The organism is Mesorhizobium sp. M0045 (assembly GCF_040323385.1).
Taxonomy (GTDB): domain Bacteria; phylum Pseudomonadota; class Alphaproteobacteria; order Rhizobiales; family Rhizobiaceae; genus Mesorhizobium.
On record NZ_JAMYUY010000036.1, the window covers coordinates 1 to 26602 of the forward strand.

At 60.3% G+C, this 26602-nt stretch carries 20 protein-coding genes and 2 pseudogenes; 13 read left to right on the forward strand and 9 right to left on the reverse strand.

Annotated elements, in window-relative coordinates; genetic code table 11:
- Nucleotides 1–60: 60 nt before the first annotated feature.
- Nucleotides 61–1102 (forward strand): annotated as a pseudogene (locus NKJ72_RS29565) (IS110 family RNA-guided transposase).
- A gap of 237 nt (nt 1103–1339) precedes the next feature.
- Here NKJ72_RS29565 and NKJ72_RS29570 read toward each other — a convergent pair.
- The 3 genes and pseudogenes from NKJ72_RS29570 to NKJ72_RS29580 form a co-directional block, all read right to left on the reverse strand.
- Nucleotides 1340–1874, reverse strand: a pseudogene (locus tag NKJ72_RS29570) (helix-turn-helix domain-containing protein); the annotation flags it as partial.
- A 218-nt stretch (nt 1875–2092) separates the two neighbouring features.
- Nucleotides 2093–2617 (reverse strand): hypothetical protein, encoded by a 525-nt coding sequence (locus NKJ72_RS29575; RefSeq protein ID WP_352480575.1) that lies wholly within the window; start codon nt 2615–2617, stop codon nt 2093–2095.
- A 9-nt stretch (nt 2618–2626) separates the two neighbouring features.
- Nucleotides 2627–3385 carry a hypothetical protein gene (locus NKJ72_RS29580; RefSeq protein WP_352480576.1) on the reverse strand — a complete coding sequence of 253 codons (759 nt, stop codon included), beginning with the start codon at nt 3383–3385 and terminating at the stop codon, nt 2627–2629.
- A gap of 888 nt (nt 3386–4273) precedes the next feature.
- Here NKJ72_RS29580 and NKJ72_RS29585 point away from each other — a divergent pair.
- From NKJ72_RS29585 to NKJ72_RS29640, 12 genes are all read left to right on the forward strand, one after another.
- A complete protein-coding gene (locus NKJ72_RS29585) occupies nt 4274–6304 on the forward strand; it encodes a conjugal transfer protein TraG (RefSeq protein WP_352480577.1) in 2031 nt (676 codons plus the stop codon).
- Nucleotides 6305–6424: 120 nt separating this feature from the next.
- On the forward strand, nt 6425–6838 hold the full coding sequence (locus NKJ72_RS29590) for a CopG family transcriptional regulator (RefSeq protein WP_352480578.1): 414 nt from the start codon (nt 6425–6427) through the stop codon (nt 6836–6838).
- Nucleotides 6835–7803, forward strand: coding sequence for a P-type conjugative transfer ATPase TrbB (gene trbB / locus NKJ72_RS29595; protein ID WP_352480579.1), 969 nt, complete (start codon nt 6835–6837; stop codon nt 7801–7803). The genes NKJ72_RS29590 and trbB overlap by 4 nt, the downstream gene beginning before the upstream one ends.
- Nucleotides 7804–7814: 11 nt before the next feature.
- On the forward strand, nt 7815–8123 hold the full coding sequence (locus NKJ72_RS29600) for a TrbC/VirB2 family type IV secretion system protein (RefSeq protein WP_352480580.1): 309 nt from the start codon (nt 7815–7817) through the stop codon (nt 8121–8123).
- Nucleotides 8123–8395 carry a VirB3 family type IV secretion system protein gene (locus tag NKJ72_RS29605; protein WP_352480581.1) on the forward strand — a complete coding sequence of 91 codons (273 nt, stop codon included), beginning with the start codon at nt 8123–8125 and terminating at the stop codon, nt 8393–8395. Before NKJ72_RS29600 ends, NKJ72_RS29605 begins: the two co-directional genes overlap by 1 nt.
- Complete coding sequence (trbE, locus tag NKJ72_RS29610) at nt 8389–10839, forward strand: conjugal transfer protein TrbE (protein WP_352480582.1); 2451 nt, start codon at nt 8389–8391, stop codon at nt 10837–10839. The genes NKJ72_RS29605 and trbE overlap by 7 nt, the downstream gene beginning before the upstream one ends.
- Nucleotides 10836–11561 carry a P-type conjugative transfer protein TrbJ gene (gene trbJ / locus NKJ72_RS29615; RefSeq protein ID WP_352480583.1) on the forward strand — a complete coding sequence of 242 codons (726 nt, stop codon included), beginning with the start codon at nt 10836–10838 and terminating at the stop codon, nt 11559–11561. Before trbE ends, trbJ begins: the two co-directional genes overlap by 4 nt.
- Before the next feature lie 36 nt (nt 11562–11597).
- A complete protein-coding gene (gene trbL, locus NKJ72_RS29620; protein ID WP_352480584.1) occupies nt 11598–12920 on the forward strand; it encodes a P-type conjugative transfer protein TrbL in 1323 nt (440 codons plus the stop codon).
- Nucleotides 12921–13652 (forward strand): conjugal transfer protein TrbF, encoded by a 732-nt coding sequence (gene trbF / locus NKJ72_RS29625; protein WP_352480585.1) that lies wholly within the window; start codon nt 12921–12923, stop codon nt 13650–13652.
- Nucleotides 13642–14670, forward strand: a complete 1029-nt coding sequence (gene trbG, locus NKJ72_RS29630) for a P-type conjugative transfer protein TrbG (RefSeq protein ID WP_352480586.1) — start codon at nt 13642–13644, stop codon at nt 14668–14670. The genes trbF and trbG overlap by 11 nt, the downstream gene beginning before the upstream one ends.
- A gap of 11 nt (nt 14671–14681) precedes the next feature.
- The gene (locus NKJ72_RS29635; RefSeq protein WP_352480587.1) at nt 14682–15899 is read left to right on the forward strand and encodes a TraB/TrbI/VirB10 family type IV secretion system protein; all 1218 of its coding nucleotides are present in this window, start codon (nt 14682–14684) and stop codon (nt 15897–15899) included.
- An 11-nt stretch (nt 15900–15910) separates the two neighbouring features.
- Nucleotides 15911–16183 (forward strand): DUF2274 domain-containing protein, encoded by a 273-nt coding sequence (locus tag NKJ72_RS29640; protein ID WP_023718715.1) that lies wholly within the window; start codon nt 15911–15913, stop codon nt 16181–16183.
- A gap of 244 nt (nt 16184–16427) precedes the next feature.
- Here the strand turns inward: NKJ72_RS29640 and NKJ72_RS29645 are convergent, their stop codons facing one another.
- The 6 genes from NKJ72_RS29645 to NKJ72_RS29670 all read right to left on the reverse strand — a co-directional run bounded on the left by NKJ72_RS29645 (nt 16428) and on the right by NKJ72_RS29670 (nt 26254).
- On the reverse strand, nt 16428–17315 hold the full coding sequence (locus tag NKJ72_RS29645; RefSeq protein ID WP_352480588.1) for a hypothetical protein: 888 nt from the start codon (nt 17313–17315) through the stop codon (nt 16428–16430).
- A 9-nt stretch (nt 17316–17324) separates the two neighbouring features.
- Entirely contained in the window at nt 17325–19568 is a 2244-nt protein-coding gene (locus NKJ72_RS29650; RefSeq protein ID WP_352480589.1) for a S8 family peptidase, read from the reverse strand.
- Nucleotides 19569–19791: 223 nt separating this feature from the next.
- A complete protein-coding gene (locus tag NKJ72_RS29655; protein ID WP_352480590.1) occupies nt 19792–20880 on the reverse strand; it encodes an AAA family ATPase in 1089 nt (362 codons plus the stop codon).
- 644 nt (nt 20881–21524) lie between these two features.
- Entirely contained in the window at nt 21525–23003 is a 1479-nt protein-coding gene (locus NKJ72_RS29660) for a protein adenylyltransferase SelO (RefSeq protein WP_352480591.1), read from the reverse strand.
- 478 nt (nt 23004–23481) lie between these two features.
- A complete protein-coding gene (locus tag NKJ72_RS29665; RefSeq protein WP_352480592.1) occupies nt 23482–24684 on the reverse strand; it encodes a PAN domain-containing protein in 1203 nt (400 codons plus the stop codon).
- A complete protein-coding gene (locus NKJ72_RS29670; RefSeq protein ID WP_352480593.1) occupies nt 24668–26254 on the reverse strand; it encodes a hypothetical protein in 1587 nt (528 codons plus the stop codon). Before NKJ72_RS29670 ends, NKJ72_RS29665 begins: the two co-directional genes overlap by 17 nt.
- Nucleotides 26255–26602: the final 348 nt, after the last annotated feature.

The following is a 26602-nucleotide window of genomic DNA, read 5'->3' on the forward strand; positions in this document are numbered from 1 at the left end:
CAAATCGGAACACCGGCCGGAATGAAATCGGAATGACTGGCCGGCTTCAAATCGGAATCGATGGCCGGCTTCGTCGGAATACGCAGCGCATGCTTGGATCTGGCCAAGAATGTCTTTCAAGCACACGGAGCGAGCTCTGCCGGAGCGGTCATCTTCCGCAGGAAGCTGCGGCGCGACCAGGTGCTGGCTTTCTTTGCCGCCCAACCACCGTGTTTGGTGGCAATGGAGGCATGCCCGGGTGCCCACTACTGGGGTCGGGAGATCGGGAAGCTCGGCCCCACCGTGCGGCTGATCGCACCCGCCTATGTGAAGCCTTTCGTCAAACGGCAGAAGAACGACATGTCCGATGCGGAGGCGATCTGCGAGGCGGCGCAGCGCCCGACCATGCGCTTCGTGGCTGTGAAGAGCGAAGCCAAGCAGGCCTCCGCCGTGATCTTCCGGACCCGTGATATCCTGGTCGGCCAGCGCACTCAACTCATCAACGCGATCCGCGGCCATCTTTCCGAATACGGCCTGATCGCGCCGCAAGGACCTTTCCATATCGGACGCCTCATCGCTCAAATCGAGGATCCCACATCGAGTGTGCCGGAAGCTGCTCGCTCCTGCCTTGCCCTCCTCGCCGAGGGGTTGCGCCATCTGCAGAACCAAATCGCCGCGCTGGATACGGAGATCTCTGCCCGCGCCAAGCCGACGACGCGACTCGGCGTCTGATGAGCGTGCCTGGGATCGGCCCCTGATCGCCACCGCCATAGAGGCGCTCGCGCCGCCAGCGGAGACGTTCCGATCGGGCCGTGACTTCGCTGCCTGGGTCGGATTAACGCCGGTTCAGCGCTCTACCGGCGGGCAAGGAACGACTGGGCCGAACATCTCGGATGGGAGAGCGCACACTGAGGCGGCTCCTTATTATCGCAGCGAGTGCCGTGGTGCGGTGGGCCAAGCGCAAAGGGGTGCCTAAAGGATCCTGGCTCGGCCGGATGCTCGAGCGCAAACCGCCGATGTTGGGATGTTGGTGATCGTGGCGCTGGCGAACAAGAACGCCCGAATAGTCTGGGCGCTGTTAACGAAGGGAGAAAGCTATCGGGCTCCGGTCGTGCCCGCTTGAGCGGGACGGGCGCGAGGCCGTTGGCGGCGTGAGGAGGTCAAAGGACAGGTATGGCGCAACGTCGGTGAGGCGGGATCAGGACCAGGCACATGGGGAGCGCTTCCAGCGCGTTCCAGTGATGTGGACCTGATCCGCGGCCATGACGAGCCGCAAGAGAGGCCGAACACATGGCAGCACCCGATCACGCGCAACAGCCTGGACCAAAGATTCTTCATGCGCCCCAGGGGGCGTCCACACATGGCCATGCGGCACGCCGGCCCGGCAGCGCTCGCTGCGCGGCGCTCTTCCACGCAGGCGGGCCATCTTTGTGGAGAGGCCGGTCTCATCGATGAACACGAGCTTCGCCGGATCAAGATCGAGCTGGCCGTCGAACCAGTCCCGGCGCCGCTTCAGGATGTCGAGGCGACCCTGCTCCAGTGCGTGCGCGGACTTTTTTTGAATGTCCAGCCGTGACCGCGAAGCCAGGCGCTCAAGGCGCTGCGGCTGATCCGCACTGACTGCTCGGCGACGAGCCGCTCCACCATCTCGTTCAGCGTGATGTCCTTGCGCTCCTCGATCAGCCCGACGATGAAGGCTTCATGCGCATCGAGGTGGAGGCGCGGCGGCGGCCCTGCGGGCGTGGCGCCAGTTCGCCGATCTTCGCCCGCGCAATCCAGCGGATCGCGCTGGACACTCCCACGCCGAACCGCGCCGCCGCTTGCCGCGCCGACATGCCCTCGTCCGAAGCCTTCAAGACCCGCGACCGAAGATCACCGCTCAATGCTCTTCCCATCGTCCACCTCCATCGAGGTGGATGTTGAATCAGCACAAAACGCAGCCGTCACATCACAATCGATTCATCGATCACAGGACGTGCTCTAAAATCAGCCAGAGGCCCGCGTAGGCGAAAAATCGGAAATGCCTGCGGGCACCATGTCATCGTGGCCAATCTTTGCGATGGCCCTCCTGACCTGGTTGGTCACCAGTCCGACTGACTTCTTCAACATCCTGCTAGGTTCGCTCACAATATGTTAATGAGTGAAAAGGAGGCATGTTATTGTGCGGCTGGCCTCCGCCATTTGTACGAAACTTCTCGCTGCCTCTTGTTATCACCCAATAATTTCTTCCACCGGCGTTATAACGATCTACGCTGCTTTGATTGGCTACTCCAGCAATTTCCACTTCTTGCTGTGGCGACTCTGCAACTGTAAGCGTATGCTGCTCTTCTCCTCCACTGTCCCCAAATTTGCGGTCCGTCAACCGCCTGGTAACGTCCGCCCCGGCACCAAGAGCGAACCTTCCAACGAGTGGCTGGAACAATTGCCAACCATCGGGACAACTTTCTAGGTTAAACGCCATTACAGCGCCCTTTGGGACGGCAATGCGAATTGCGGTCTTCGCCTGAAAAGAGGCTTCCATTGCCTTCTGCGCGCAATCCAGCACTGTCGTGCACGTGGGTTGATCTTGACCTGCCGCCAATCTATATCCACCCAACGCAGCGACCCCGGCAATAATAATGATGGCTCGATATCGCACGATTTTCTCCTATTCAACTAAACCGGCCCACACTTGGTGAAGGCGTCTGTACTCATAAATATCGCGCTGTAATCTTGGCCTAAGATTGTTCACGTCCTCATAGTGACATTTGGTCAACTCTGCTACTCTCTGCATGTCACCGTATATGAACTCTACGTATTTCGCCTCGCTGGAAGGTTCCAGTTTATTTAAGCGCAGAAACGCCGCAGTCTTCAGCCTATCATACGATTCAATAGGGTTCGTGATGTCTTGGGGTGTCAGCTCTACCGCGCCGATTTCAAAATATCCAAGTAGTACAAACCGAGGACGGGTTTCGCCGACCGTGTTCAGTGCTTTCGCCAATGCGACCTGCATTTGATCGAAGGCCGTTGCAGCTGAGCATCGGACAAATCTGCCTGCATCGGCCATTATCCTCGTCTCCAGATCAGAGACCTGTTTCAAGGCCGACGATATTGTTTGATCGCCGCGAACAAACGTCTTTTGGATGACCGAGTCTACGCCGACAAGGTATTCGCGTATGTTCTTGTCGATCGTTTTCCCGGACTCATCCAAAGATTTCTTGAGGTCTTTGAGCATCAGATCCGCGCGCTCCACGGCATGGATCAGATTTTCAGTGCCGGCATCCAACTTAAGTGGATCGGTAATAACGTTTACCGCATCTTTCCAGAAATCTGCGTGAGCAGATGCTGTCATCCAAACGGCAAGAAAGGCGGAGCCGAAAAAACGGCACATAACTTCACGTGGTTTGCAGAGACCAAATGCGCGCATGAAGTCCCCTCCCACTTTCGCGCGGCAATCTTTAGATTTGGCATCTTATATTCCCTTGGGGAAGAAAGCGAATCTTTTCTGCCGATTTGAGCAGGGAGCGCATTTCGTAGCGGGGCAATTTGCCCGCATCGTCCTCTCGGGAATTCTGCCCGAAGGGTTGCACCTCTTTCGATGGCATCCCCTGATTTGGCAAGCTTCGTGGACGTCTATGGGTCAGTCCGATACCGGACGCGGAAATCTTCTTCTGTTCTGGAAGATGGTTCTGATTTGCCAGTGTGGCGACCTCACCGCGCTCCTGTGCAGACATATAAGTCGACCGGCGTCTGGGCTACCTAGTTGGAAGGCGTGGCATAGCGGCGAGTAGTCTGCCTCCAAAATCCGGGGCCGCAGCGTCCGCTATCGCCGTCCCGACGCTGCAAAGCCGCCTGTCCGCTGCCGTGAAGAGTTTCGGGCGCCGGCAGGCGTACGAAAGTCCCCGAGGAAGGAACCCGCGGGCCACAGGCGATGGCTATGGGGATTTCGGATTTCGGTCGGTGTCGTCGATGGCGCGACCGCCGCGGGGAAGCGCCGGGATGGATGCGGACGGACCGCTTCGCTGCGCCTCCGCGCGGTATTGTCGGCCTGGTCGGCAGCTGGACGCGACCCCTTCAGCATCGAAGATGATCATGGACGCGCGTGGGTCTGATACCCCAATATTTTCTGCCATTTTCTGCGACCAAACCGCGTGCCTGGCACCGCCGATAGGTTGCTGCGGCGGATTTTCGCTGTTCGCAGCTGAACAATGCCGATCAACCTTGTCATCGCACCTAGTCGCACGTAGCGGCCGTTCGAATTCTCATCGCTCGGCGCGATGTTTGGTCCGTCTGGCCAGAAGAGCGGAGCAAGCCATTGACACCCACGAAGTTGCTGATTGGGCAGATCGCTGTCGTATTCGCAATTGTCATTCTTGGCGTGTGGACTGCAACCCAATGGTGCGCCCACATGCTCTCCTATCAGCCGCCACTCGGCGCGCCATGGTTTGTGACAGTCGGCTGGCCGATCTACCAGCCGTGGAAACTGTTCGAATGGTGGTTCCAATTTGACGCCTATGCGCCTGAAGTCTTCGACAAGGCTGGCATACTTGCCGGAGCCAGCGGGTTCCTGGGCTGTGCCGCCGCGATAGCTGGGTCCCTCTGGCGCGCACGGCAGCGGGGGTTGGTCACCACCTATGGGTCCTCACGATGGGCCATGAAGCTGGAAATCGAGAGGGCGGGGCTGTTTCAGCCGGCCGGCGTTTTCCTTGGCGGACTAAATTATCGCTATCTGCGCCATGACGGACCAGAACACGTCATGGCCTTTGCGCCGACACGTTCGGGCAAGGGCGTCGGACTCGTTGTTCCAACCCTTCTTTCCTGGACCGGCTCGGCCGTCATTCACGACATCAAAGGCGAGAACTGGCAGCTGACCTCTGGCTGGAGGTCGAAGTTCTCGCACTGTCTCTTGTTCAATCCGACCGATCCGAGATCGGCGCGGTACAACCCGCTGCTGGAAGTGCGCAAAGGTCCAGATGAGGTCCGCGACGTTCAGAACATCGCCGACATTCTCGTTGATCCGGAAGGCGCGCTGGAGCGGCGGAACCATTGGGAGAAGACCAGTCATTCACTCCTAGTTGGCGCCATCTTGCACGTGCTCTACGCCGAAGAGGAAAAGACGCTGGCCCGTGTCGCCACCTTCCTGTCGGACCCGCAACGCTCATTCGCTGCGACACTGCAGCGGATGATGACCACAAACCACCTCGGCACGGTGGACAAGCCCCAGGTCCATCCGGTCGTGGCCTCGGCGGCTCGTGAGGTGCTGAACAAGTCAGAGAACGAGCGCTCAGGCGTTCTCTCGACCGCCATGTCGTTTCTCGGGCTCTATCGTGATCCAACGGTGGCCGCGGCAACATCGGCCTGCGACTGGCGCATTGCCGACCTTGTGGATGCCGAGCGACCGATGTCGCTGTATCTGGTCGTGCCGCCGTCGGATATCTCGCGCACTAAGCCCCTGGTGCGATTGGTGCTCAATCAAATCGGCCGGCGGCTGACCGAGCGCCTGGAGGGCGATCCAAAGAAGAGCCGCAAGCATCAGCTCCTGATGATGCTGGATGAATTTCCGGCGCTCGGTCGGCTCGACTTCTTCGAGACTGCGCTCGCCTTCATGGCAGGCTACGGCATCCGCGCTTATCTGATAGCGCAATCGTTGAACCAAATCTCCAAGGCCTATGGCGAGAACAACGCCATTCTCGACAATTGCCATGTGCGGATTGCCTTTTCCTCAAATGACGAGCGCACGGCCAAACGCATTTCGGACGCGCTCGGTACCGCGACGGAACTCAGATCGATGCGCAACTATGCCGGCCATCGGTTGGCGCCCTGGTTGTCCCACGTCATGGTAAGCCGCCAAGAGACTGCTCGCCCCCTGCTGACGCCGGGTGAGGTGATGCAGTTGCCGCAGGAAGACGAATTGGTACTGGTTTCGGGGTTGCCGCCGATCCGCGCAAAGAAGCTGCGCTACTTCCAGGATCAGAATTTCACAGAACGGGTGCTGCCTTCGCCGGCTCTACGCGACGGTCTCTATGCGGACTGCCCTGCGTCGCGCCCAGACGATTGGAGTGGGCAGGTGCGCGGCGTTGACCGCCGTCTTGCGGCCGAGGGCGACAGCACCGGCGCAGCAATCGAAGAGGACGGCGGTATCCAGCAGCAGCGTCATCCAGGTCTGCCCGAAGACCTTCCCCTCCTTGCCCAAGAGCCTGATCAGGAGGATCTGTTCAAGCCTGCTGACGATGATAGCGAGGCGGCTGCCGACCAACGCGTCATGGACCGGATTTCCACCGCCGCACGTGCGTACGGCCTCAACGAGGGAATGGGCGACGACAAGGACATCGTGCCCGGCTTCTGAACGGCGCGCCATACGCGGGCGCATCTCAGCGTAGATAACGGCCGTAAGCGATTTCGAGGATCTCGACGATGCTCGTTCCCGTCGCCGGCGCATCAGCGCCGGTCAGAGGGAACGAGCAGCATGAAGCCCCACCGCATTCGTCACCAGTTTTTGCTTGAACCCGAGTTGAGCGAGAAGCTGGAGAACCTCAGCCGCAATCCATCGACCACCAAATCGGCCATTGTGGCGCACGCGGTCGAGACCTTTATCGAGCGGCGTGGGGAGAATGAACTCGACCAGCGCTACGGCAAGAGGCTCGACCGTCTTTCCCGCGACCTCGGACATGTCAGGCACGATGTCGAGATGATCCTGGAGAGCCTGGCGCTCTTCATCCGCTTTTCGATCACGCTTCATGCTCACACGCCGGTGCCGGACAGGGCCACGCAAGCGATTGCCCAGGAGCGCTTCGACAAATTCGTCGAACAGGTCGGCCGCCAAATCGCTTCCGGGAAACGGTCACTTGGCACCGACGATCGCAGGGGAGGGGAAGGATGAGTTCTCATCCGGAAGCCGACCATCGCCGCCGCGTCATGCTGCGCACCGCCATGGGTCCGGCGATCACCGAAGCCCTTGCCGATCCGACCGTCATTGAGGTGATGGTCAATCCCGACGGTGCGCTGCGGCTCGACCGGTTGGGTGAAGGCCGGGTCGACACCGGCGTGCACATGCATCCTTCTGAGGCCGAACGCATCATCCGCCTGGTCGCCTCCCACGTGCGCGCCGAGGCGCATGCTGACAATCCGATTGTCAGCGCCGAATTGCCATCGGGCGAGCGCTTCGAGGGTCTGCTGCCGCCTGTCGTGCTGGGGCCATGCTTCGCCATCCGAAAGCCTGCGGCGAAACTCTACACCTTGGCCGACTATGTCGCCGACCGGATCATGCTGCCGCTGCAGGCCGATGCGCTGAAGAAGGCGGTCCGCGAGCGGCGCAACATCCTGGTCGCCGGCGGCACGTCGTCGGGCAAGACAACACTTGCCAATGCGCTGCTGGCACAAGCCGCCGATTGCGACGAGCGGGTGATCCTGATCGAGGACACGCGCGAACTGCAATGCGCGGCGAAGGATTGCATTGCCTTGAGGACGAGGCGCGGTTCGGTCACGCTCGCCGATCTCGTGCGCTCGACCCTGCGGCTCAGACCCGACCGCATCATCGTGGGCGAAGTCAGGGGCGCGGAAGCCCTGGACATGCTGAAGGCATGGAACACCGGGCATCCCGGCGGCATCGCGACGGTTCACGCCAATTCGGCGCGCTCCGCCCTCTACCGTATCGAGCAGCTCGCCCAGGAAGCCGTCGTCACCGTTCCCCGCCGCCTCATCGCTGATGCGGTAGATCTGATCGTCTTCATCGCTGGGCGCGGATCCTCGCGCCGCATTGACGCGATCGCTGAGGTCACCGGTCTCGACAGCAGCGGTGATTACGCCGTCACCCCGCTCACGCTTCCGCAACTCCAGCAGTTTTGAAAGGTCACCTCATGCTCAAGAAGCTTCGCTTCCTTTCGTCCACCGCGCTCGCGTTTCTTCTCACCGTCCCGGCCCACGCAGCGGGCTCCGGCATGCCTTGGGAACAGCCGCTGCAGCAGATCCTTGAGTCGGTGCAGGGACCGGTCGCCAAGATCGTCGCGGTGATCATCATCATCACTACCGGCCTGACTCTTGCCTTCGGCGACACGGCAGGCGGTTTTCGCCGGCTGATCCAGATTGTCTTCGGCCTGTCGATCGCCTTCGCGGCATCGAGCTTCTTTCTCTCCTTCTTCTCCTTCGGCGGCGGGGTACTCGTTTGATGGCCACCGGAGAGCAGCATATCGAGGGTTTCGAAGTCCCCGTTCACAGGGCATTGACTGAGCCGATCCTGCTGGGCGGCGCGCCGCGAGCGGTGGCGATCCTCAACGGCACGGTGGCCGCCACAATCGGACTTGGCCTGCAGCAGTGGATCGCCGGACTGGCGCTCTGGATCGCCGGCCACACCCTCGCGGTCTTTGCCGCTCGCCGCGATCCGGACTTCGCCAGCGTGCTTGTCCGTCATCTTCGCCTGAAGGGGTGGCTTGCATGCTGAACCTTTCGGAGTATCGCGGCAAAGCCGATCGGCTGGCCGATCATCTGCCCTGGGCCGCTTTGGTCGCGCCCGGCATCGTGCTCAATAAAGACGGTAGCTTCCAGCGAACCTTCCGGTTCCGTGGCCCCGACCTTGAAAGCGCGACCGAAGCCGAATTGGTCGGCATCTGCGCACGAGCCAACAATGCGCTACGAAGGTTGGGCTCCGGATGGGGGTTGTTTTTCGAGGCCGAGCGCGTTGAAGCGCTGGGCTATCCGAGCTCGGCTTTTCCCGATGCTGCCTCATGGCTGGTCGATGAGGAACGGCGCGCGGCCTTCGAGGGCAAGGTCGCGCACTTCGAGAGTCGCTATCATCTGACCTTGGTCTTCATGCCGGCGCCAGATGGCCAGGCGCGGGCGGAAAGCGCACTGGTCGACTCGCATCACTCGGGAGGGGCTAGAGACTGGCGCCAGGAGCTGGCGTGGTTTCGCGACGGGACCGACCGCGTCCTGGATTTGCTGTCCGGCTTCATGCCGGAAGTGCGCGCCCTCGATGATGCCGAGACGCTAACCTATCTGCACGGCACAATCTCGACCTACCGCCATCCGGTCGCCATGCCGGAAACGCCAATGTATCTCGACGGTGTTCTGGTTGACGCGCCGCTTACCGGCGGCCTGGAGCCGATGCTGGGTGAGCAGCATCTGTGCACCCTCACCATCCTTGGTTTCCCGAACGTCACCCGGCCAGGGATCCTCGACGCGCTCAACCATCAGGATTTCGCCTACCGCTGGATGACGCGCTTCATCCCGCTCGACACGACGGAAGCCACAAAGACACTGACCCGGTTGCGCCGTCAGTGGTTTGCCAAGCGCAAATCGGTCGCAGCCATCCTGCGCGAGGTCGTGACCAACGAACCCGTCCCTCTCGTCGATAGTGACGCCGACAACAAGGCGCTCGATGCGGATGCCGCCCTTCAGGCATTGGGCGGCGATCACGTCGGCTTCGGCTATCTCACCACAACGGTGACGGTATGGGACCAGGACCGGCAGGCCGCCGCGGAAAAGCTCCGAGCGGTTGAGCGCATCGTCAACGGGCTCGGCTTCACCACGATCCGGGAAAGCATCAATGCGGTCGAGGCGTGGCTCGGCTCGTTGCCTGGTCATGTCTACGCTAACGTTCGCCAGCCGCTCATTCACACGCTGAACCTTGCCCACGTCATGCCGCTGTCGTCGGCGTGGGCCGGTCCGGTGGATAACGAGCATCTCGCCAATGTGACCGGGACCGAATCCCCGCCGCTTCTCTTCGCAGAGACCAGCGGGTCGACACCGTTTCGGCTTTCTACCCACGTCGGCGATGTCGGCCACATGCTGGTCGTTGGTCCGACCGGTGCCGGCAAGTCGGTTCTGCTTGCGCTAGTCGCTCTGCAGTTTCGACGCTATGCCGGGGCGCAGGTCTATGTCTTCGACAAGGGCAATTCGGCTCGTGCGGCAACACTGGCCATGGGCGGAGAACACCACGCGCTGGGCGCGGATGGTGCGCTTGCCTTCCAGCCACTGCGCAATATCGGCGACCAAGCTACTCGCAGCTGGGCGGCGGAATGGATCGCCGGTCTCGTTGCCCATGAGAATGTCACCGTTACGCCGGAGGTGAAGGAGGCAATCTGGTCGGCACTCATCAGCCTTGCCACTGCGCCGGCGCAGGAACGCACGCTGACGGGCCTGTCGGTTCTGCTTCAGTCCAATGGGCTCAAGGCCGCGTTGATGCCCTACACGCTCGACGGTCCCTTCGGCCGGCTGCTCGATGCCGATGAAGATCGGCTGGCTTTGTCGGATGTGCAGTGTTTCGAGACCGAAGAGCTGATGCACAGCCAAGGCGCTGTGCTCCCGGTGCTCACCTATCTGTTCCATCGTCTCGAGGAGCGGTTCGACGGACGGCCAACACTGCTCATGCTCGACGAGGCCTGGGTCTATCTCGACAACCCTCTCTTTGCCGCCCGCATCCGTGAATGGCTGAAGGTGCTGCGAAAGAAGAACGTGTCGGTGATCTTTGCCACGCAGTCGCTTGCCGACATCGCTGGCTCTTCCATCGCGCCGGCGATCATCGAGAGCTGCCCACAGCGCATTTTTCTTCCCAATGACCGTGCCGTGGAACCGCAGGCGCGGGCAGCCTATGAGCGCTTCGGCCTGAACGAGCGGCAAATCGAATTGGTCGCCCGTGCCACACCGAAGCGCCAGTATTATCTGCAGTCGCGCCGCGGCAACCGCCTCTTCGAGCTCGGGCTCGGCCCGATCGCTCTTGCGCTCTGCGGCGCCTCTGATCCGGCCACGCAAGCTTTGATCGACAGCGTCCTGTCAGAGCACGGGCAGGACAGCTTTGCCTCCCGGTTCCTGAGTGCGCGCGGCCTCGATTGGGCTGCCGAGCTTCTTCAGCAATTCCCTCAACCAGACAAGGAGCAATCGTCATGATGCGGCGCCGCCTTCTCACCAGCCTGATCACCGTTTCCCTAATCGCAAAACCGATGGCCGACTACGTCCAGCCGGCCCACGCCCTAATCGTGTTCGATCCGTCGAATTATGCGCAGAACGTGCTGACAGCGGCACGTTCCCTGGAGCAGATAAACAACCAGATCCAGTCGCTTCAGAACCAGGCGACCATGCTGCAGAACATGGCGCGCAACCTTCAGCGCCTGGATTTTTCTTCCGTGGGCCAGCTCACAGGTTCGCTCCAACGGATCGACGGCCTGATGACCCAGGCCAGCGGCCTGAGCTTCGATCTCGACAAGCTTCAGAACCAGTGGCGTGTGCAATATCCGGAAAGCTACGACGCCACAATCGAGGTCAGCGATGTGGCGAGCGCCGCGCGCGAGCGCTGGCAAAACGCCATGCAGGCGTTCCGCCAAACCATGAGCGCGCAGTCGCAGATCGTGGAGAACGTGCGGGCCGACGGCGACCTGCTTACCGATCTCGTCAACCGCAGTCAGGGCGCGGCAGGTGCCCTTGAGGCAAGCCAGGCCACCAATCAGCTGATCGCGCTTTCGACCAAGCAGCAGATCCAGATCCAGACGCTGCTCGCGACCCAGTTCCGGGCTGAAGCCGAAGATGCTGCCCGCAAGGCGCAGTCCGAGGAAGCTGCCCGCGAGACGACGAAGCGTTTCCTGGGCACCGGTACGGCCTACCCCGGCAACTGATCAGCAGTTCTTCAAGACAACGAGGAAGGCGGCGACATGAATGACCTCGGCGTCATTGATCGCTTCATGGAGACTTTTACCCGCTATATTGATAGCGGGTTCGGTCTGCTTTCGGGCGACGTCGCCTTTCTCACCACCATCCTGATCGGCATCGACATCACGCTGGCAGGCCTGGTCTGGGCGTTCGGCCGCGAGCCCGATGTTCTTGGCCGGCTTGTCCGAAAAGTGCTCTATGTCGGCGCCTTCGCCTTCATCCTGAACAATTTTAAGAACCTCGCCGACATCATCTACCATTCCTTTGCCGGGCTCGGCATCAACGCATCGGCCGGCAATCTGTCCGCCGACAGTCTCCTGCGGCCAGGCCGCATTGCCGCGGCCGGCTTCGAGGGCGCCTGGCCGCTGCTCAATCAAGCGAGCCAGCTAGTCGGCTTCCCGGAGATCTTTGGCAACGCGCTGACCATCTTCGTGCTGCTTCTCGCCTGGTTCCTGGTCCTCATCGCCTTCTTCATTCTTTCAATTCAGCTCTTCATCACCATCCTGGAGTTCAAACTCACCACATTGGCCGGTTTTGTTCTGGTGCCTTTCGCGCTCTGGAACCGCTCGGCATTTCTGACCGAGCGCGTGCTCGGCAACGTCATCTCGTCGGGCATTAAGGTGATGGTGCTTGCTGTCATCGTCGGCATCGGCTCCACGCTCTTCGGCGAGTTCGCTTCCGCGCTACAAGGCAAGGAGCCGGATTTGGCCGCGGCCATGTCACAGGTACTGGGCGCGTTGGCGCTGCTTGGGCTCGGCATTTTCGGGCCGGGAATTGCCTCGGGTCTTGTCTCGGGCGCGCCGCAGCTTGGCGCGGGAGCCGCACTCGGAACCACCGCTGCGGCCGCCGGATCAACGCTCGTTGCCGGAGGTGCGGCGCTTGCCGGCGCGCGCATGGCAACCGGCGGCGGTCTCGCCGCCGTTCGAGCCGGCACGGCCATGGGATCGGCTGCTTCCACAGCTTGGCAGATGGGGCGTGCAACACCGCCCGAGTCCGGCCTCTCCGGCGTAGCTGCTGGACTGCAGGGCGTTGCCGGCGCAGCTGGCGGCGCCGCGATGCGGGGAATGCGATCTGCAACAGAACCATTCCGGCGCAACGCCGATGCCGGCCGCGATGCCGCCTGGGCCGCGACGGGCGGCACGCCGACCGCATCAATGACCGGAAACCCTGCCGCGTCAGGTGCCAATGCCGCGCCGGCGTGGGCGAGGCGCTTGCGTTCCGAACAGACCGCGCGCGCCCATCGCCACGCCGCCACGCAGGCCGTCCGCGATGGCGATCGGGGTGGAAGCGGGGCCAACCCCTCTCTCAACGATAAGGAAGACTAGATGCTCTTCAAGCGACCTGTTCAGCGTTACGGGAAGACGCCCCACCCCGTGACACCGTATCAGAAGGCCGCCCAGCTTTGGGACGAGCGCATCGGCACTGCGCGCGTGCAGGCAAGGAACTGGCGCCTGATGGCCTTTGGCTGCCTCGCTCTGGCCATCGGGCTCTCTGGTGGACTCTTGTGGCAGTCGATGCAGGGCCGCGTCGTGCCTTATGTTGTCGAGGTCGACCGCTTCGGTGAAACACGGGCTGTCGCGCCGGCAATCCAAACCTACGAGCCCGACGATGCCCAGATTGCCTGGCATCTCGGCCATTTCATCCAGAATGTCCGCTCCGTCTCCACCGATGCGGTGCTGGTGCGGCAGAATTGGCTCTCGGCCTACGACTTCGCCACCGACCGTGCAGCCCTCTTTCTCAATGAGTACGCTAAGGCCAATGACCCGTTCGGCAAGATCGGCACGCGCAGCGTCTCGGTGCAGGTGACGAGCGTGGTTCGAGCGTCCGACAGGTCCTTTCAAGTCAAATGGACCGAGCAGGTCTTTGAGCGCGGCAGCCTCGCCAGCACAACGCGTTGGACCGGGATCCTCACCATTGTGATCCGGCCGCCGAACAATACCGATCAGCTGCGCAAAAACCCGCTCGGCGTCTTCATCAATGCCATCGACTGGTCGCGCGAGCTCGACAGTGCCGCGCAGACTTCCGTTCCCCCAAAGGAGTCCGCCAATGATAAATAGACTCTCGTCGCTCCGCACTGCGCTGGTCCTGTCGACGTCGGCTGCGGTCATCTCCGCCTGTGCCTCGAAGCCGGTGCCGCCACCTCAGATTTCCTATGATGCTGCCAAGTTCCAACCGGCGGCAATCGAGAAGGCGCCGGAGAAGCCCGTCAAGGTCGTGGAAGTGCCGAAACCGCTGCCGCTGCCCGGCCAGTTGCAGCCCGAGCCGGGCAAGGCTGCTGAGGACAAGCGCTCGCCTGAAGAACGTGTCGCCGATGCCAACAAGGCGGCGACGCAGCAACCCACCAAATATGGCTATGTGAATGCGGTGCAGGTTTACCCTTTTGCCGAAGGCGCGCTCTACCAGCTCTATGCCGCACCGGAGCGCGTCAGCGATATCGCTCTGCAGTCAGGCGAGAAACTCCAATCCGTGTCGGCCGGCGATACAGTGCGCTGGGTAATTGGCGACACCGTCAGTGGCTCCGGCGATGACCAGCGCACCCATGTGCTGGTGAAGCCCTTCGCGCCAGGACTTGCCACCAATCTGGTGATCACCACGGACCGGCGAAGCTATCACCTGCAGCTTCAAAGCACGGATAAGACCGCCATGGCGGCCATCTCCTGGACCTACAGCGAGGACCAGATCATCGCGCTACGCCGGCGCAATGCGCAGGCCGAGGCTGCTATGCCACTGGCGTCGAATGTGGCTCTCGAAAATATTCGCTTCCGCTATTCGATTACCGGCGACATGCCGCCCTGGAGGCCGACGCGCGCGTTCGATGATGACAGCAAGGTCTACATCGAGTTCCCGCGCCGCATCGATCAGGGCGAGGCCCCGCCACTCTTCATCGTCGGTGCTGACGGGGACAACCAGCTCGTCAACTACCGCATACGGGGCAACTATTACATCGTCGATCGCCTCTTCGCCGCGGCCGAACTGCGCCTCGGCGCCAAGCAGCAGCAGGTGGTGCGCATCACGAGGACGGACGGCAGGCAAGCGCCGCGGCGGATATCGCTCTTTTCGCGTTCCAGCAGGTGAGGGGACGACCCATGACGGATACTTCCCGCTCCGATGCTCCACCGAAACTCAATCCAGAACAGCTGCAGCTGCGGGCCTCGCCCCGCCGCGCTGTGCGCTTCAAGCGCAGCATTATTGTCGCCATTGCAGCTGTTGGTTCCGGCACCATTCTAGGCGTCACCATGATGGCGCTGCAGGGACCGGCACTGCGCATCAAAGAGCAGGCTGAAGAGCTTTACAACACTGAGCGGAAGCCAACCGCGGAGGCAATTGAAAGGCTGCCTAAGGACTATTCCGGGATCAAGCCCAAGCCTCCCGTGCTTGGACCACCGCTTCCCGGCGACCTCGGCCGCCCCATCCTTGAGCACCAACGCCAGCTGGGCATCGCGCCGGGCCAGGAGGTTTCGGCGGAGGAGCAGCGCCTTGCACAGCAGGCGATCGAGGCGCGCGAATCGCAAGTCTTCTTCCGGATCGAAAATCGACCCCGGCAAGCGGATGCCGCCGGCAACGGGCAGGGCGGGCGTCCACCCTTTGAGGCAACGGCTCCACAATCCGATGCCGCACGCGATTCAGCTTCCGTAGCACCGGCCGAGGGCGACCAAAACAATCAACAGCGCAAGCTCGATTTTGTCAGCCAGCGGAACACAAGTGGAATCTACAATCTGCATGCACTGCAGACGCCGGCTTCGCCGTATCAGCTGATGGCCGGCAGCGTCATCGCAGCGAGCCTGATCACTGGCATCAATTCCGACTTGCCCGGCCTCGTCGTCGCACAGGTCACCGAGAATGTGCACGACACAGTCACCGGCAGTACCTTGCTCATTCCGCAAGGCTCTCGCCTGATTGGCGCCTATGATAGCGTCGTGGCCTTTGGACAAAGGCGCGCGCTGCTGGTCTGGCAACGGATACTGCTGCCCGACGGCTCTTCGATCGAAATCGACAATCTGCCGGCAACAGACACTGCCGGCTATGCGGGGCTTGGGGATAAGGTGGATTTCCACACCTGGCAGCTGATCAAAGGCGTTGCGCTGGCCACGTTGGTAGGGGTCGGCACCGAGTTGAGCCTCGGGGAAGACGAAAGCGACCTGGTCAAAGCAATCCGCGAATCCGCTCAGCAGAACGTCAGTCGAGCTGGCCAGCGCATCACCGAGAAGAACCTCAATATTCAGCCCACGATCACCGTCCGCCCTGGTTGGCCACTGCGCGTCATCGTGCACAAGGATCTTGTGCTACGGCCGTACCCGAATTGACTGGAGTCATCATGACCAATCTGAAACTCGGCAAACTTCCGGATCGGACACCTTCGAAGATCACCATAAGCGTAAGTGCAGACCTGAACCAAGCACTGAAGGACTATGCGGCGCTTTATCGTCAGACCTATGGCGAGTCCGAATCGGTAGCGGAACTGATCCCGTTCATGCTGGCGGAGTTCCTGGAGAGCGATCGAGCGTTTGCCAAGGCCAGAAAGGAAGGGCTCCCTGTCGTCGACAAGTCAGAGAAATCGCGGCGGCAGCCAATTTCAGGGTCCGAATAAGTGACAGCGACCAGTGAGTCCGAGGGGCACCTTTCTAGGCGGGCAAATGCATTGAAGCAATTTGCCGGCGGCAAGCCGAAACACAGGGCACAATAGACGAGCTGATCTGCCCCGAACCAATGCCGGCTCTGCGCCCAATCTCGGTCATAGCAGGGTGGCTTTGCCGCCCCCGAAAGCGGACCTCTGTGTGCCCTTGGCTCCGCCCGACCACAGGGAGAACGTTCTGTTTGCCTTTGGAATCTCGTCAGCCGCCCGCGCGCGTGACCCCGAAGATCAGGTAGTTGAGCTCGATCGGACCCGATCCGTTCAGCTTGGGGACGATTGCATTGCTCTGGCGATTGAGGACGAAGTCATCCCAGTTCCAGTCAACATCATTGGTCTGGACGACCACGTAGGAACCGAGGCCAAGTTTAGCCGAAGTCGCGGTGCTGGAGAAATCTAGGCCCAGGCTGAACTGCAGGACCTGCTTGTTCTCTCCCTGCTTCTCAATTGTCGAGACCACACCTTTGGCGAGTTGGACGAACGGCACAAGAGCGGGTTGAGCCGTCGTCAGGAGGCCGAGTCCTTCTTTGAAGGCGGAATTGTCGAGGGCTTCCACCAACATGTCCATTCCACCGCTCCGGATGTTTATGGTGCGGCCTTCAAAGCTGAGACCATCCTTGCCGACGTTCACCCCGACGAAGATCGGCAGGCTCATGAGCGGCGCCGCGCTCCTGTCAGTCGCCGAGGTCTTCAACGCGAACCTCATTTCTTCAGACTTGCTACCTGCCTGGTTCTTTCCCGTGAATTCGCACAATATCTCGTGCCGGCCGGTGCCCGGGTAGTTATGGACGTAGAAGCGATCGAGAGTGATTTTCAGGCTTGCGTCCTGAAGCGCGTTATCCGGCTGCATCGAAGTGGCGTTGACGATCTGTACTTCGCCGCTGGAGGCAGTTCCCTCCGGGATGAATCCCACCACCGCTCCAGAATAAGCCCAGTGGTCATTCGTAAAGTACGGAATGCGCACGCCTTGGCTTCGCTGTCCCATCTCATAGAAGCGGGCCGCAGCCTCCGTATCGCCTATCAGCTCGAGATAGGCAGCAATTTCCGTCGGATGTTTCGAGCCGATGCTGTTAGACTTGCTGAATTCCATGAGACCTCCTTAGGCGCGAACGCGCGGCCTTGGCCGGATGGCATTCCGAACCGATGCATAGATGTCCTCCTGGACGGTGGGCGCGACTTCGAGCGTGACGGCCAGCGCGTACGGCACCGAACTCTGGTGGAAGTGGGCGTTGAGCGCTCTCGCCTGCACACCGATGAACAGGCCGTTGGAATCGACGAAGGCGGTGCTGTTGTTCCCTTCAAGGATGAAATGGGCGCACGTGCCTCTGCGCATGTCGTCGGGATGAGGCTGCATGATCGTCTTCACTCCGCGCCAGAACTTGCGCTGTCCCGCCTGATCCACCACGTCCAACGTCACTCCGCGATAGGCGATGGAGGTCGGATGCATCGGAGGCATCCAGGAGAGCGTCATCGTGATTCTGCGGATTTCCCGTGACCGGACCATGCTCGTCGGAATCGGTACGCGATACTCGTGAAGCTGTTCATGCCTGATCTCGTCATCGGCAAGTAGCGTGACCCTGTTGCTCGCGCCTTCGATCACTTGATCGTAGCTCGGCCTGCCATATCCCAGGAACTTTGTGATGATACCCCTGCGCCTCCGCCACTGGCCCAATCCCGGGGGTGGATATGCGGCCTCCAGCAAGGTCCCGGCGTCGCCCCAGCTCGCGCCGTGCACCAGGAGGGTTCTCGTCGCAAGGGATGCCCGACTGAAATCCCGGAGCGCTGTCCCGTCTTCGGCCAGCACTTCTTCCAGCGCATCGATGATCCGCACGCCGGCTCTGGTAACGAGCGCGGCCGCGTTGCTGGTTCCTGTTGAACGCCTCGTCTTGGAGGAGGATCCGGTGAAGGGATCGGGTGCGGCGGCTTTCAGGCCTATGTGGCCAATCTCGCTGGGCCATATATGATGCCCGGCCGGCTGGTTAGAAGCGTTCGCAACCTGTCTTCCTCCCGCTTCCACGATGTCGGGTTTTAGCGCGCGGTTGATCCCCGGACCGATAGCGGAGCCTATGTTGGTGACGCCAACGGCAGAAAAAGGGTCCATCGCTTCAGACGGGCAGTCTCCTGCTCCGTCCGCGTGGACGGCGCCAACGCTGAGGGCGGTCATGGCTTCAGCCGGACTGAGAATGCTGCGCATCCCCTTACTGGCTTCGACCGCGCGGAGGAGAGCGATCTGCCGTTCGAGCGGGGCGGCGGAGTTGAACGAGGCGTGGTCGGAATAGCCCGAAGGGAACTGTCCCGTGATGTTCCCGGCGCTGACTACGAAAAGGATCCCATACTTTTCGGAGAGCCAGTCAAGCAGCTTTGCCCATGGGGTGGGCCGCCGGACGAATGGCCCTTCGGCGTCACAAAGCGAATGGTTGATGATCAGGACATCGGGACCGGATGGTCCAAAAAGGCCATCGTCCTCTTTGAGCGCCACTACCGCCCGGTAGATGACGCCGAGGGGAAGCAGATCCTCGCGGGTGCGTTCGTCATTCAGGTGTTGCGGTGCGGCCAAGACAGGGACCACCTTGAGCCTCCGTGTCAGAGGGTCCTCGCCGTTCGCGAGGTCGCCGTGAAGCACGAGCGATGCGATCGCGGTCCCGTGGAAGCGACGCTCGACAGGGACCGAGTCGCCCGTGATGTCCACTTCGACGACGTCGACCCTGCCGGCCAGCAGGGCGTGGTTCTGCATAGGATAACCGTCGAGGATCGCCGCGACCGCGGGGCGGAGTTCTTGCACCGGCCCCTGTGCAGAATTTTGTTCGGACTCTATCGGTTCACTCAGCGGAGCCGCGGAATACAGAGACTGCGGCCGGATCGACATAACTTGGTCGGCATTGGCCAGGGCGCCTGTCCGGGAGCGGAGATCCACGGCCTGCTGGGCTGGAACCTCGATCAGCGCGACCTGGTAGCGGATTGGCTCAATGGTGACGAAGTCGACAATCCTGCCGCCAATCGCGGCAAGGATTCCTTCCAGCGACTCCTTGGCCTTCATGCGAACGCTTTCGTCCTCGTGGAACCAGAGGTCGAGTTCAAGCCGGACAGGTCCCGCGGCGTCACGGGCCATGCGGCGGTCGATGAACAACTGCGTCGCCGGTTCAATGCGGTCCGTTGCGTTCCAGACGCGGATCTTCGACAGGTAACCGAATATCTTCCACCAATCCTTCTCGTCCTCCCTGGGTGCGAGCTTCGTCTCGAATCTCCGCCACATTGCCAGCAGTTGGCGCATGCCGTTCTCAGTTGGCATGGTGAGGTAAAGACGAGCCATCGCCGGATCGTCCGCCGGAAGGTCGTCCAGCACTGCGTTGTCGTCGCTAACTGTATCAGGCTCCGAGCCAGCGTAGTCTTCCGTCAGCCATTCGAATCCCAGCTGAGATGCGGCGGCGACGAACCTGTCTACGGGACCTATGGTCTCGAAAACCAGGGCGCGTTCGGGCGATGCGAAGACGGGATTCGTCGAAGCCTGGGCCGCAAGCGAATCCCTAATGAGGGCTATGCCCGGGGCAAGGCGCCTCGATTGCTCCTCAGATGAGCGTGCCCTCGGGAAGCGGGCCTTCCGGCGGCCTTTTATCCGCCTTAATACGTCGTCTCTTCGACGGATCCTTATTATCGGTCTGTCTGCTATGATCCGTCTCCCCCGGCGTTGACCGCTTCTGCCGTAGCTTCGCCAACCCTTCAGCTAGTGCTTGATCGGCCGCAAGCTTTCCTCGGGACAGAACGATCTTTCGCCTAACATCCAAGGTAAAGGCTTCGATATCCGAGAAATTCATTCCATTCAACGTGCTGACGAATTCTTTCTCAACTGATGCGATGGCGGCACCGAAGTCCTTGCGTAGTCTGTTAAACCATTGCGAAATTTCCTGCGACCCTGGCAGGGGTACGTCCACCCGGAGCTCGAACCGCCGCCACACAGCGCGGTCGAGAAGTTCGGGGTGGTTCGTGGCACATACGATCACGCAGTTCGTTGGGATCGAGTCCATCTGAAGGAGGAGCGAACTGACGACGCGCTTGATCTCGCCGGTCTCCTGAGTGTCACCCCGTTCCTTGCCGACGGTGTCGAATTCGTCGAAGAACACGACGCATCGCTGGCTGGCCACGAAATCGGTGAGCTTGCGGAGGCGAGTGGCCGTCTCACCAAGGAAGCTGCCGATCAGGCCGTCGTATCTCACGACATAGAACGGCATCCTCAGCTCATGGGCCAAGACTTCGGCCAGACTCGTCTTGCCCGTCCCGGGCGGGCCTACGAGCAGCACTTTGTGTCGCGGCTCGAGGCCATGCGACCTCAGCAACGCCATGTCGGCGTACTCGCTGATGAATTCCTGCACCTCTGTCGAGACCTCGGGAGACAGGATCAGGTCCTTGAGCCTGCGATCTGCCTTGAGCTCAACGAGCATTTCGCTCAGTTCCAGCGGGACATGATAACTTTGCGGGCGGGCCACGCTTCTTCGTTTCCTGCTGTCGGAGGCCATCGCGTCGACGATACGCTCGGCGATCCCGTTCTGCTGCTGGGCACGCGCCTCAGCCACCAGGGCCTGCAGGGAAAACTGCGAGGACGTACGGTCACCGGAATAGCCAGTGTCTTCTGTCCTACGTATCGCTCCGGTTCTTGTCATCTCCAATCTCGCTACTTCCACCAACGACTCGCGCCGCAGGCGTCCTCTCTCTCTCACAATGATAAGCCAAAAGGAGGCCGCCGCCAGAGGCTCCGATAAAAATGCCGCAGTCTACTGACTGTGCATTTTTAGGCTGTCTTCCTTAATGCCCAGTTTTCATAAGGGTGCTTCCGGTAGCCAAATGCATAACCAGCCCCTCGTTCACACGCAACTTCCTGTGAAAACTCGGAGATCGAGGCCGAGAGCAACCGTCCGCCCCTTCGGTGGCCGCGTCTTCGGCCTACGAGGGCCTCCCAGCAGAACCCGCTTCTATCACTCTCACCCCTTTGGGAAAAGGATTGGCGATGGCTGGCTCGATGAGATTGAACTTTCGTTTTCATTCCAACTAGGACAGCCGATTGAAATGGCGGCTATCCGCTGCCGTCGACCCAGAACCGGAAGGTCGGCAAACGGCCCCGCTGCCGACTGTCCCCTTTCGCTTCCCTTCCGGCCGATAGTGCCCGAAGGAGAAGCACGATGGGACATTTCCAGCACGATCCTGCGATGCCGGAGCGCAAAGCTTGGAATGCTAGCCGGAACGTCGCTCGCGCGATCGAGCGCTCTTTTTCGTCATCCAACGCATCTCTTCGCAACGAACCTCAGGTTCAGGTCCCACAAAAGGTCTTATAGACGCGGCCATCGCGCGGTGGTGGCTCGGCATAGCTCGCGAAGCCTGGCTGGACTTCGTATGGCTTGCCGAGCACGGTCAGAAGGTCCTCGAACGGTCCGAGCTCCTGTTTCTCCACGGCGGCCGCGATGACCGCCTCAACGCGGTGGTTGCGGGGGATAACGGCCGGATTGACGCGCTGCATGGAAGCCCGGCGCGCTGAACCTTCCTGCGGCTCTTGCCCGAGCCGTTTGCGCCAGCGCTCGGCCCAGTCGTCATATGGGGCAGGGTCTTCGAAGAGGCTGCGCACCGCGACGTCGCCTTCGGGTCCCATAGCGGCCTCGCTCAGGCGTCGGAAAGTCAGGGTGAAGTCCGCCTTGCCAGCGACCATCCGATCGAGAAGATCCTGCGTCAGCGCAAGATCGCCCTCCCGCTCCGACAAAAGTCCCAACTTGCTACGCAAGCCACTATTATACGCGTCGCTGAACCGTGCTGCGAAGGCAGAAAGCGCCTCTTGGGCCTGCTCCACGGATTTGTCCTGATCCTCAGCCAGGAGGGGCAGCAGACACTCCGCCAGCCGCGTCAGGTTCCACTGGGCGATCGCAGGCTGATTGGCATAAGCGTAGCGACCTAACTGGTCGATCGAGCTGAATACGGTCTTGGGATTGTAGATGTCCAGAAAAGCGCAGGGGCCATAGTCAATCGTCTCGCCGGCGATAGACATGTTGTCGGTGTTCATAACCCCGTGAATGAAGCCGACGAGCAGCCACTGCGCTACGAGGTTCGCTTGGCGCGCAATCACACTTTCCAGCAGTGCCAGGTAGGGGCGAGCAGCACCCGCGGCATCCGGGTAGTGCCGGGCGATCGCGTGATCAGCGAGAGCCCTCACCGCATCCACGTCCCCGCGCGCCGCGAAGAATTCGAAGGTTCCGATCCGCATGTGGCTGGATGCGACCCGTGTCAGCACTGCGCCTGGCAGGTAGGTTTCTCGTATCACCTCATCACCCGTCATAACCGCAGCAAGCGCCCGAGTGGTCGGAATGCCAAGAGCCGCCATGGCCTCGCTGACAATGTACTCGCGCAGAACGGGGCCAAGCGCCGCCCGCCCGTCGCCGCCGCGGGAAAACGGTGTTCGGCCGGAGCCCTTTAGCTGGATATCCCGGCGCACTCCTTCCTGATCGACGATCTCGCCTAGCAGGATTGCCCTTCCGTCGCCGAGCTGCGGCACGAACTGGCCGAACTGGTGTCCGGCATAGGCGGTAGCGATCGGCTCGGCACCTTCGGGAATCCGTTTGCCGGCAAGAATCTCAACACCCGCCTGCGTGGCGAGTTCTACCGGGTTGAGCCCGAGCTGGACGGCCAGCTCCTGGTTAAGCTTGAGGAGGTGCGGTGCGGATACCGGGGTCGGGGAAACACGCGCATAAAACGAGCTCGGCAGCCGAGCATAGCTGTTGTCAAATGCAAAGCGTACCGTCATTCACACTCCTCAAACATCAACGGCAGTCGCGAGACGCTTCGTCGGTCGCAAAGATTGTTATCAATGACATGTGCCATCAGACTGCCGGTCCGTATGCTGATGTGGCGATGCTCGAACTTCATTTCCAGCTACGTCCAGAAATGGATGTGTCAGTGCCTTCGGGCAAGTAGCCTCTTCGAGCGGAACGGCTACGACGCTTCTCGCGCCAGCGAACGTCTGGTCTTCGCGAATCGGTAGCCTTAAGCCGCCTGACTGCTTTCGGCCCCATTTTTGACATTCAGTCAGACGGTCCCGCAATGCGCCGACGATAATTCTTTCTCTGAGATGCCTCAGTTGGCTCCACTTTGCATTCTGTTAGAGCTTCGTCGAAGAACATTCCTGCCGCTAACCCCAAGGTTATCGTGGCTAGACTAGCCACTTTCTTTGACAAGTGGCCTGGCTTCAATCGCTCCTTGAGGATAGGTGCTTTGCTTCAACTTTAGTTGGCGACGCTCTTGATGCCAGATGCGACCGCTGCATTATCAGCGGATTGGGTTATGCTGTTGAAAAGGACACACGCACTTTCTTTTTTGCGGAAATTGAACCCTAAGCAGGATTTGTCGTTTGCACATTGCAGTATGCAGTCGGAATATCGGAGCGGAGAGGTCCAATAGGCATTGCCAGAAATTTCCGTTTTTATGGCGAACACCGAATTCGAGTAGCGCAAATTGCTCTCGACCACTTTCTTTGCGGCCATGATCGACTCTTCGCTTTTGACCAGTAGCGATGCGTCCCCTTTCATGAAACAAGCTCGAAATTTCGTGTTATAAGTAACCGCTAGACACCTGAAGTCGGTATCGCAGGCGGTTTGACACTGCTCAGAACTCACGTTCCTAATTGGCATATCCGGCAGGTCGTTTCCGATCGCGTCCCACCCGGACACGACAACAAATCCACTATCTGGATCGACCTCTGTCGCAGGAGTTTCTGCGGGGACAGTTGCTGCCTGCTCTCGTGACGGGTCAGGAATGATGTCTGAAGACGCAAATGTGCGACCATCCAGCCACGCGCATCTTGTTGCAAGATCGACGGCGGATGAATCATTAAGGCCGACCAACTGAAGCGTCTGCGCAGCAGCACCAGGCCCGGCTGGTGGCGCTGTCGGGGCAGAACGAGCTGCCAATGATACATTTACGTCTACGCCGTTCACACTCCGCCGAGAGTAACACCACGCTCGGTCCCAGGTTTCGTCGTTCTCATCCTTGAAGTGGTGACCTGTGATTAACTCCCAAGTGGTGCCTTGGAACTCGACGTTCTTGGTGGCGAACTTGTTGAAGTCGACGGTCACCACGTCAGGCTTGGTAGGGACGTCAGCCTGGGGCGCCTGCTCCTGAGTTGGCTTTGGAGTTGGAACAGGAATAGGCGGCTCGTCTTTTGGGGAGGTGAGATCGCTTGGCTGCTCTATGGTCGGCAAAGCCGCCGGCTCCGGCAAGGTTTTGTCCCATAGACCAAGATTGATGCCTAGCCCAATCCCGACCGCCGCCACTGCAATGGCTCCGCCAGTCGCCATTCGGCGAAAGGCGGTCGCTCGGGCTGTCTTCTCTTGGGCCGCGGCTTGAGCCTGCAAGGTTGGAATCGCTGACCTTTTGACGGCGAGATCGACGGCTTGCTCAAGCAGGGTGGTGTTATGCCGGACGAGCACTTTTGCGACCCTTCATTGATACCGTTACGAGGTCTGAAACCTCAGGCGGCAAATCCTGGTCGAGGGCCTTGCGAAGGACTTCGGGATCATCGGTGAAGAGCGGAACATAGAGGATCTCTTTGACAACCTTTTCCACAGGCACCTCAACCCGCTTCTCAACCTCTTTCTCGACCATAACTTCAACTGGTACCTTAATCGTTCGAATTCGGCGCCAACGCCAACTCAGAAGCATTCTGCGGAGCAGCCTGGAAGTCTTGCTCTCTGAATTGTCCTCTTCTCGGGCGGCAATGCGCTGGAGCGCTAGAGCGACCATTGCCGTAATTGGTCCCGCGAGCGCGGCGATGAGCGCGAGCGAGCCGAACCAAATCACAGAGATTATTCCGGCCTGTGCCTCAGTCACCAGTTCAGGTTTGCTGCCGTACCAGCGGGAGGCAATACGGCGGACCTGATCTGTTCGCGCCATTGGGATCCGCTCCTTGGCCAAGGCGCTGAGGGCTTTGGCAATCTGGTCCTGTCTGACCTGGTTTTGCGCCGAGGTGTTTGCCTTGTTGGCTTCTGCCGCCTGGGCATCTGCGAGCCGTTTGCCCGCTTCATCCAATCGACGCTGCCAAGCCGCGGCATCACTATCGCGCGTTTGCTCCAGAGACGAACGCCTATCGACAAGCTTCTGCCTCTGGTCAGTAGTCATAGGAGGGCTATTTGCCCGCAAACGATCGAAATTTTCGCGCAGCGCAGCAATCTCTTGATCGAGCGGCTCAATCCGAGTGTCGAACTTGGTGATAATTTTCGTGCGGGGGTTGGCAAGTTTAGCCACTTCCGATTCTAGCCTGCGTGCCGAGTCGCTGTCGCCTGAATCGCGCGCCATCTTGATACGTTCAACAAAGCTGTCGCGTTGGCGCTCAAACTGATCGACAGCGTCTTTAACTTCGCGATCACGCTGTTGAATCAGCGCCGATCGAACCGCGTTTTTCTCATCCACTTGATCGCGAACACGCGAGGCCTCTGGAGTAAGGGCTGTCGTTCCCTCCAATTCCGCATTGGCCTCGGCAATTTGCGACTGAAAGGTCGCACGCGATTTTTCCGCAAGAGAGGTCAGCTGCTCAATTTCGGAACGGGCTTGATCGACCTGATCGGCTCTTCGACCAAGTTCGTCAGCAGAGGCGAGCTTTGTCGCTTCCTGCTCAAGGGCATCAATCTTGTTTACGAGCTCCTCATAACGCAGCTGACGCAATGCGCCTGCCCTCTCCATCCCCATAAAGACAGTTTCGAAAGTGATGCCTGCCAGAACCAGGAGGAAGACCAAGATTATGGGCTTCCAGAGCCAAGACGCGCTGACAAGCAGTGTAGCTATCGGTATCTTGGTGAGCTCCGCGATTGCCACCATGAGGAAGGGTGCACTGGCGAGCGTCAAATCCATTGCAGTGACAGACTCGCTTGCAGAAAACGCTTGTACGCCTAATGCTACACCTGTCGTAAGACCAATCGCTGCGGCCGCAATCTCTAGGGCCCAGGCACCACGGTAGGTCCACTGGCCATAGCTTGCCAGCTTTTGACTCATCACAGTCTGCATTTTACTCGCCCCCCCGACAGGGCAACATCACGCCTTGATCGCCTGTCAGCATACACTGAAAAATAACTATGTTAACGATTTTGAAAGTCTTGCTTAAGGCGTCTTCTCTCTATTGTCGCAATAACTTTTTCTGCCCTTCAGATATAGAATACCTCGTCAAAACATGGGGTTAGCAGACCGCGCCGCCGATGCATGGTCTTCGTTGGATCGGTGTAAGCGGAAAGCCGAACAGGCCGTAGCGCGCTTACTCCGTTACATTTCAGCTAGGGTCAGGACCCATTAATTTGTTGAGTTGATCTCTGTTGGGTGATTCAAGGTGGCAGGAGGTGCCGCCTTGAGTGATTTGCT

Coding starts and splice junctions, on each gene's coding strand:
- NKJ72_RS29580 (WP_352480576.1), bottom strand. CDS start 3,385: ATGCGCGCATTTGGTCTCTGCAAACCACGTGAAGTTATGTGCCGTTTT.
- NKJ72_RS29590 (WP_352480578.1), top strand. CDS start 6,425: ATGAAGCCCCACCGCATTCGTCACCAGTTTTTGCTTGAACCCGAGTTG.
- trbB (WP_352480579.1), top strand. CDS start 6,835: ATGAGTTCTCATCCGGAAGCCGACCATCGCCGCCGCGTCATGCTGCGC.
- NKJ72_RS29600 (WP_352480580.1), top strand. CDS start 7,815: ATGCTCAAGAAGCTTCGCTTCCTTTCGTCCACCGCGCTCGCGTTTCTT.
- NKJ72_RS29605 (WP_352480581.1), top strand. CDS start 8,123: ATGGCCACCGGAGAGCAGCATATCGAGGGTTTCGAAGTCCCCGTTCAC.
- trbE (WP_352480582.1), top strand. CDS start 8,389: ATGCTGAACCTTTCGGAGTATCGCGGCAAAGCCGATCGGCTGGCCGAT.
- trbJ (WP_352480583.1), top strand. CDS start 10,836: ATGATGCGGCGCCGCCTTCTCACCAGCCTGATCACCGTTTCCCTAATC.
- trbL (WP_352480584.1), top strand. CDS start 11,598: ATGAATGACCTCGGCGTCATTGATCGCTTCATGGAGACTTTTACCCGC.
- trbF (WP_352480585.1), top strand. CDS start 12,921: ATGCTCTTCAAGCGACCTGTTCAGCGTTACGGGAAGACGCCCCACCCC.
- trbG (WP_352480586.1), top strand. CDS start 13,642: ATGATAAATAGACTCTCGTCGCTCCGCACTGCGCTGGTCCTGTCGACG.
- NKJ72_RS29635 (WP_352480587.1), top strand. CDS start 14,682: ATGACGGATACTTCCCGCTCCGATGCTCCACCGAAACTCAATCCAGAA.
- NKJ72_RS29640 (WP_023718715.1), top strand. CDS start 15,911: ATGACCAATCTGAAACTCGGCAAACTTCCGGATCGGACACCTTCGAAG.
- NKJ72_RS29645 (WP_352480588.1), bottom strand. CDS start 17,315: ATGGAATTCAGCAAGTCTAACAGCATCGGCTCGAAACATCCGACGGAA.
- NKJ72_RS29655 (WP_352480590.1), bottom strand. CDS start 20,880: ATGACAAGAACCGGAGCGATACGTAGGACAGAAGACACTGGCTATTCC.
- NKJ72_RS29660 (WP_352480591.1), bottom strand. CDS start 23,003: ATGACGGTACGCTTTGCATTTGACAACAGCTATGCTCGGCTGCCGAGC.
- NKJ72_RS29670 (WP_352480593.1), bottom strand. CDS start 26,254: ATGCAGACTGTGATGAGTCAAAAGCTGGCAAGCTATGGCCAGTGGACC.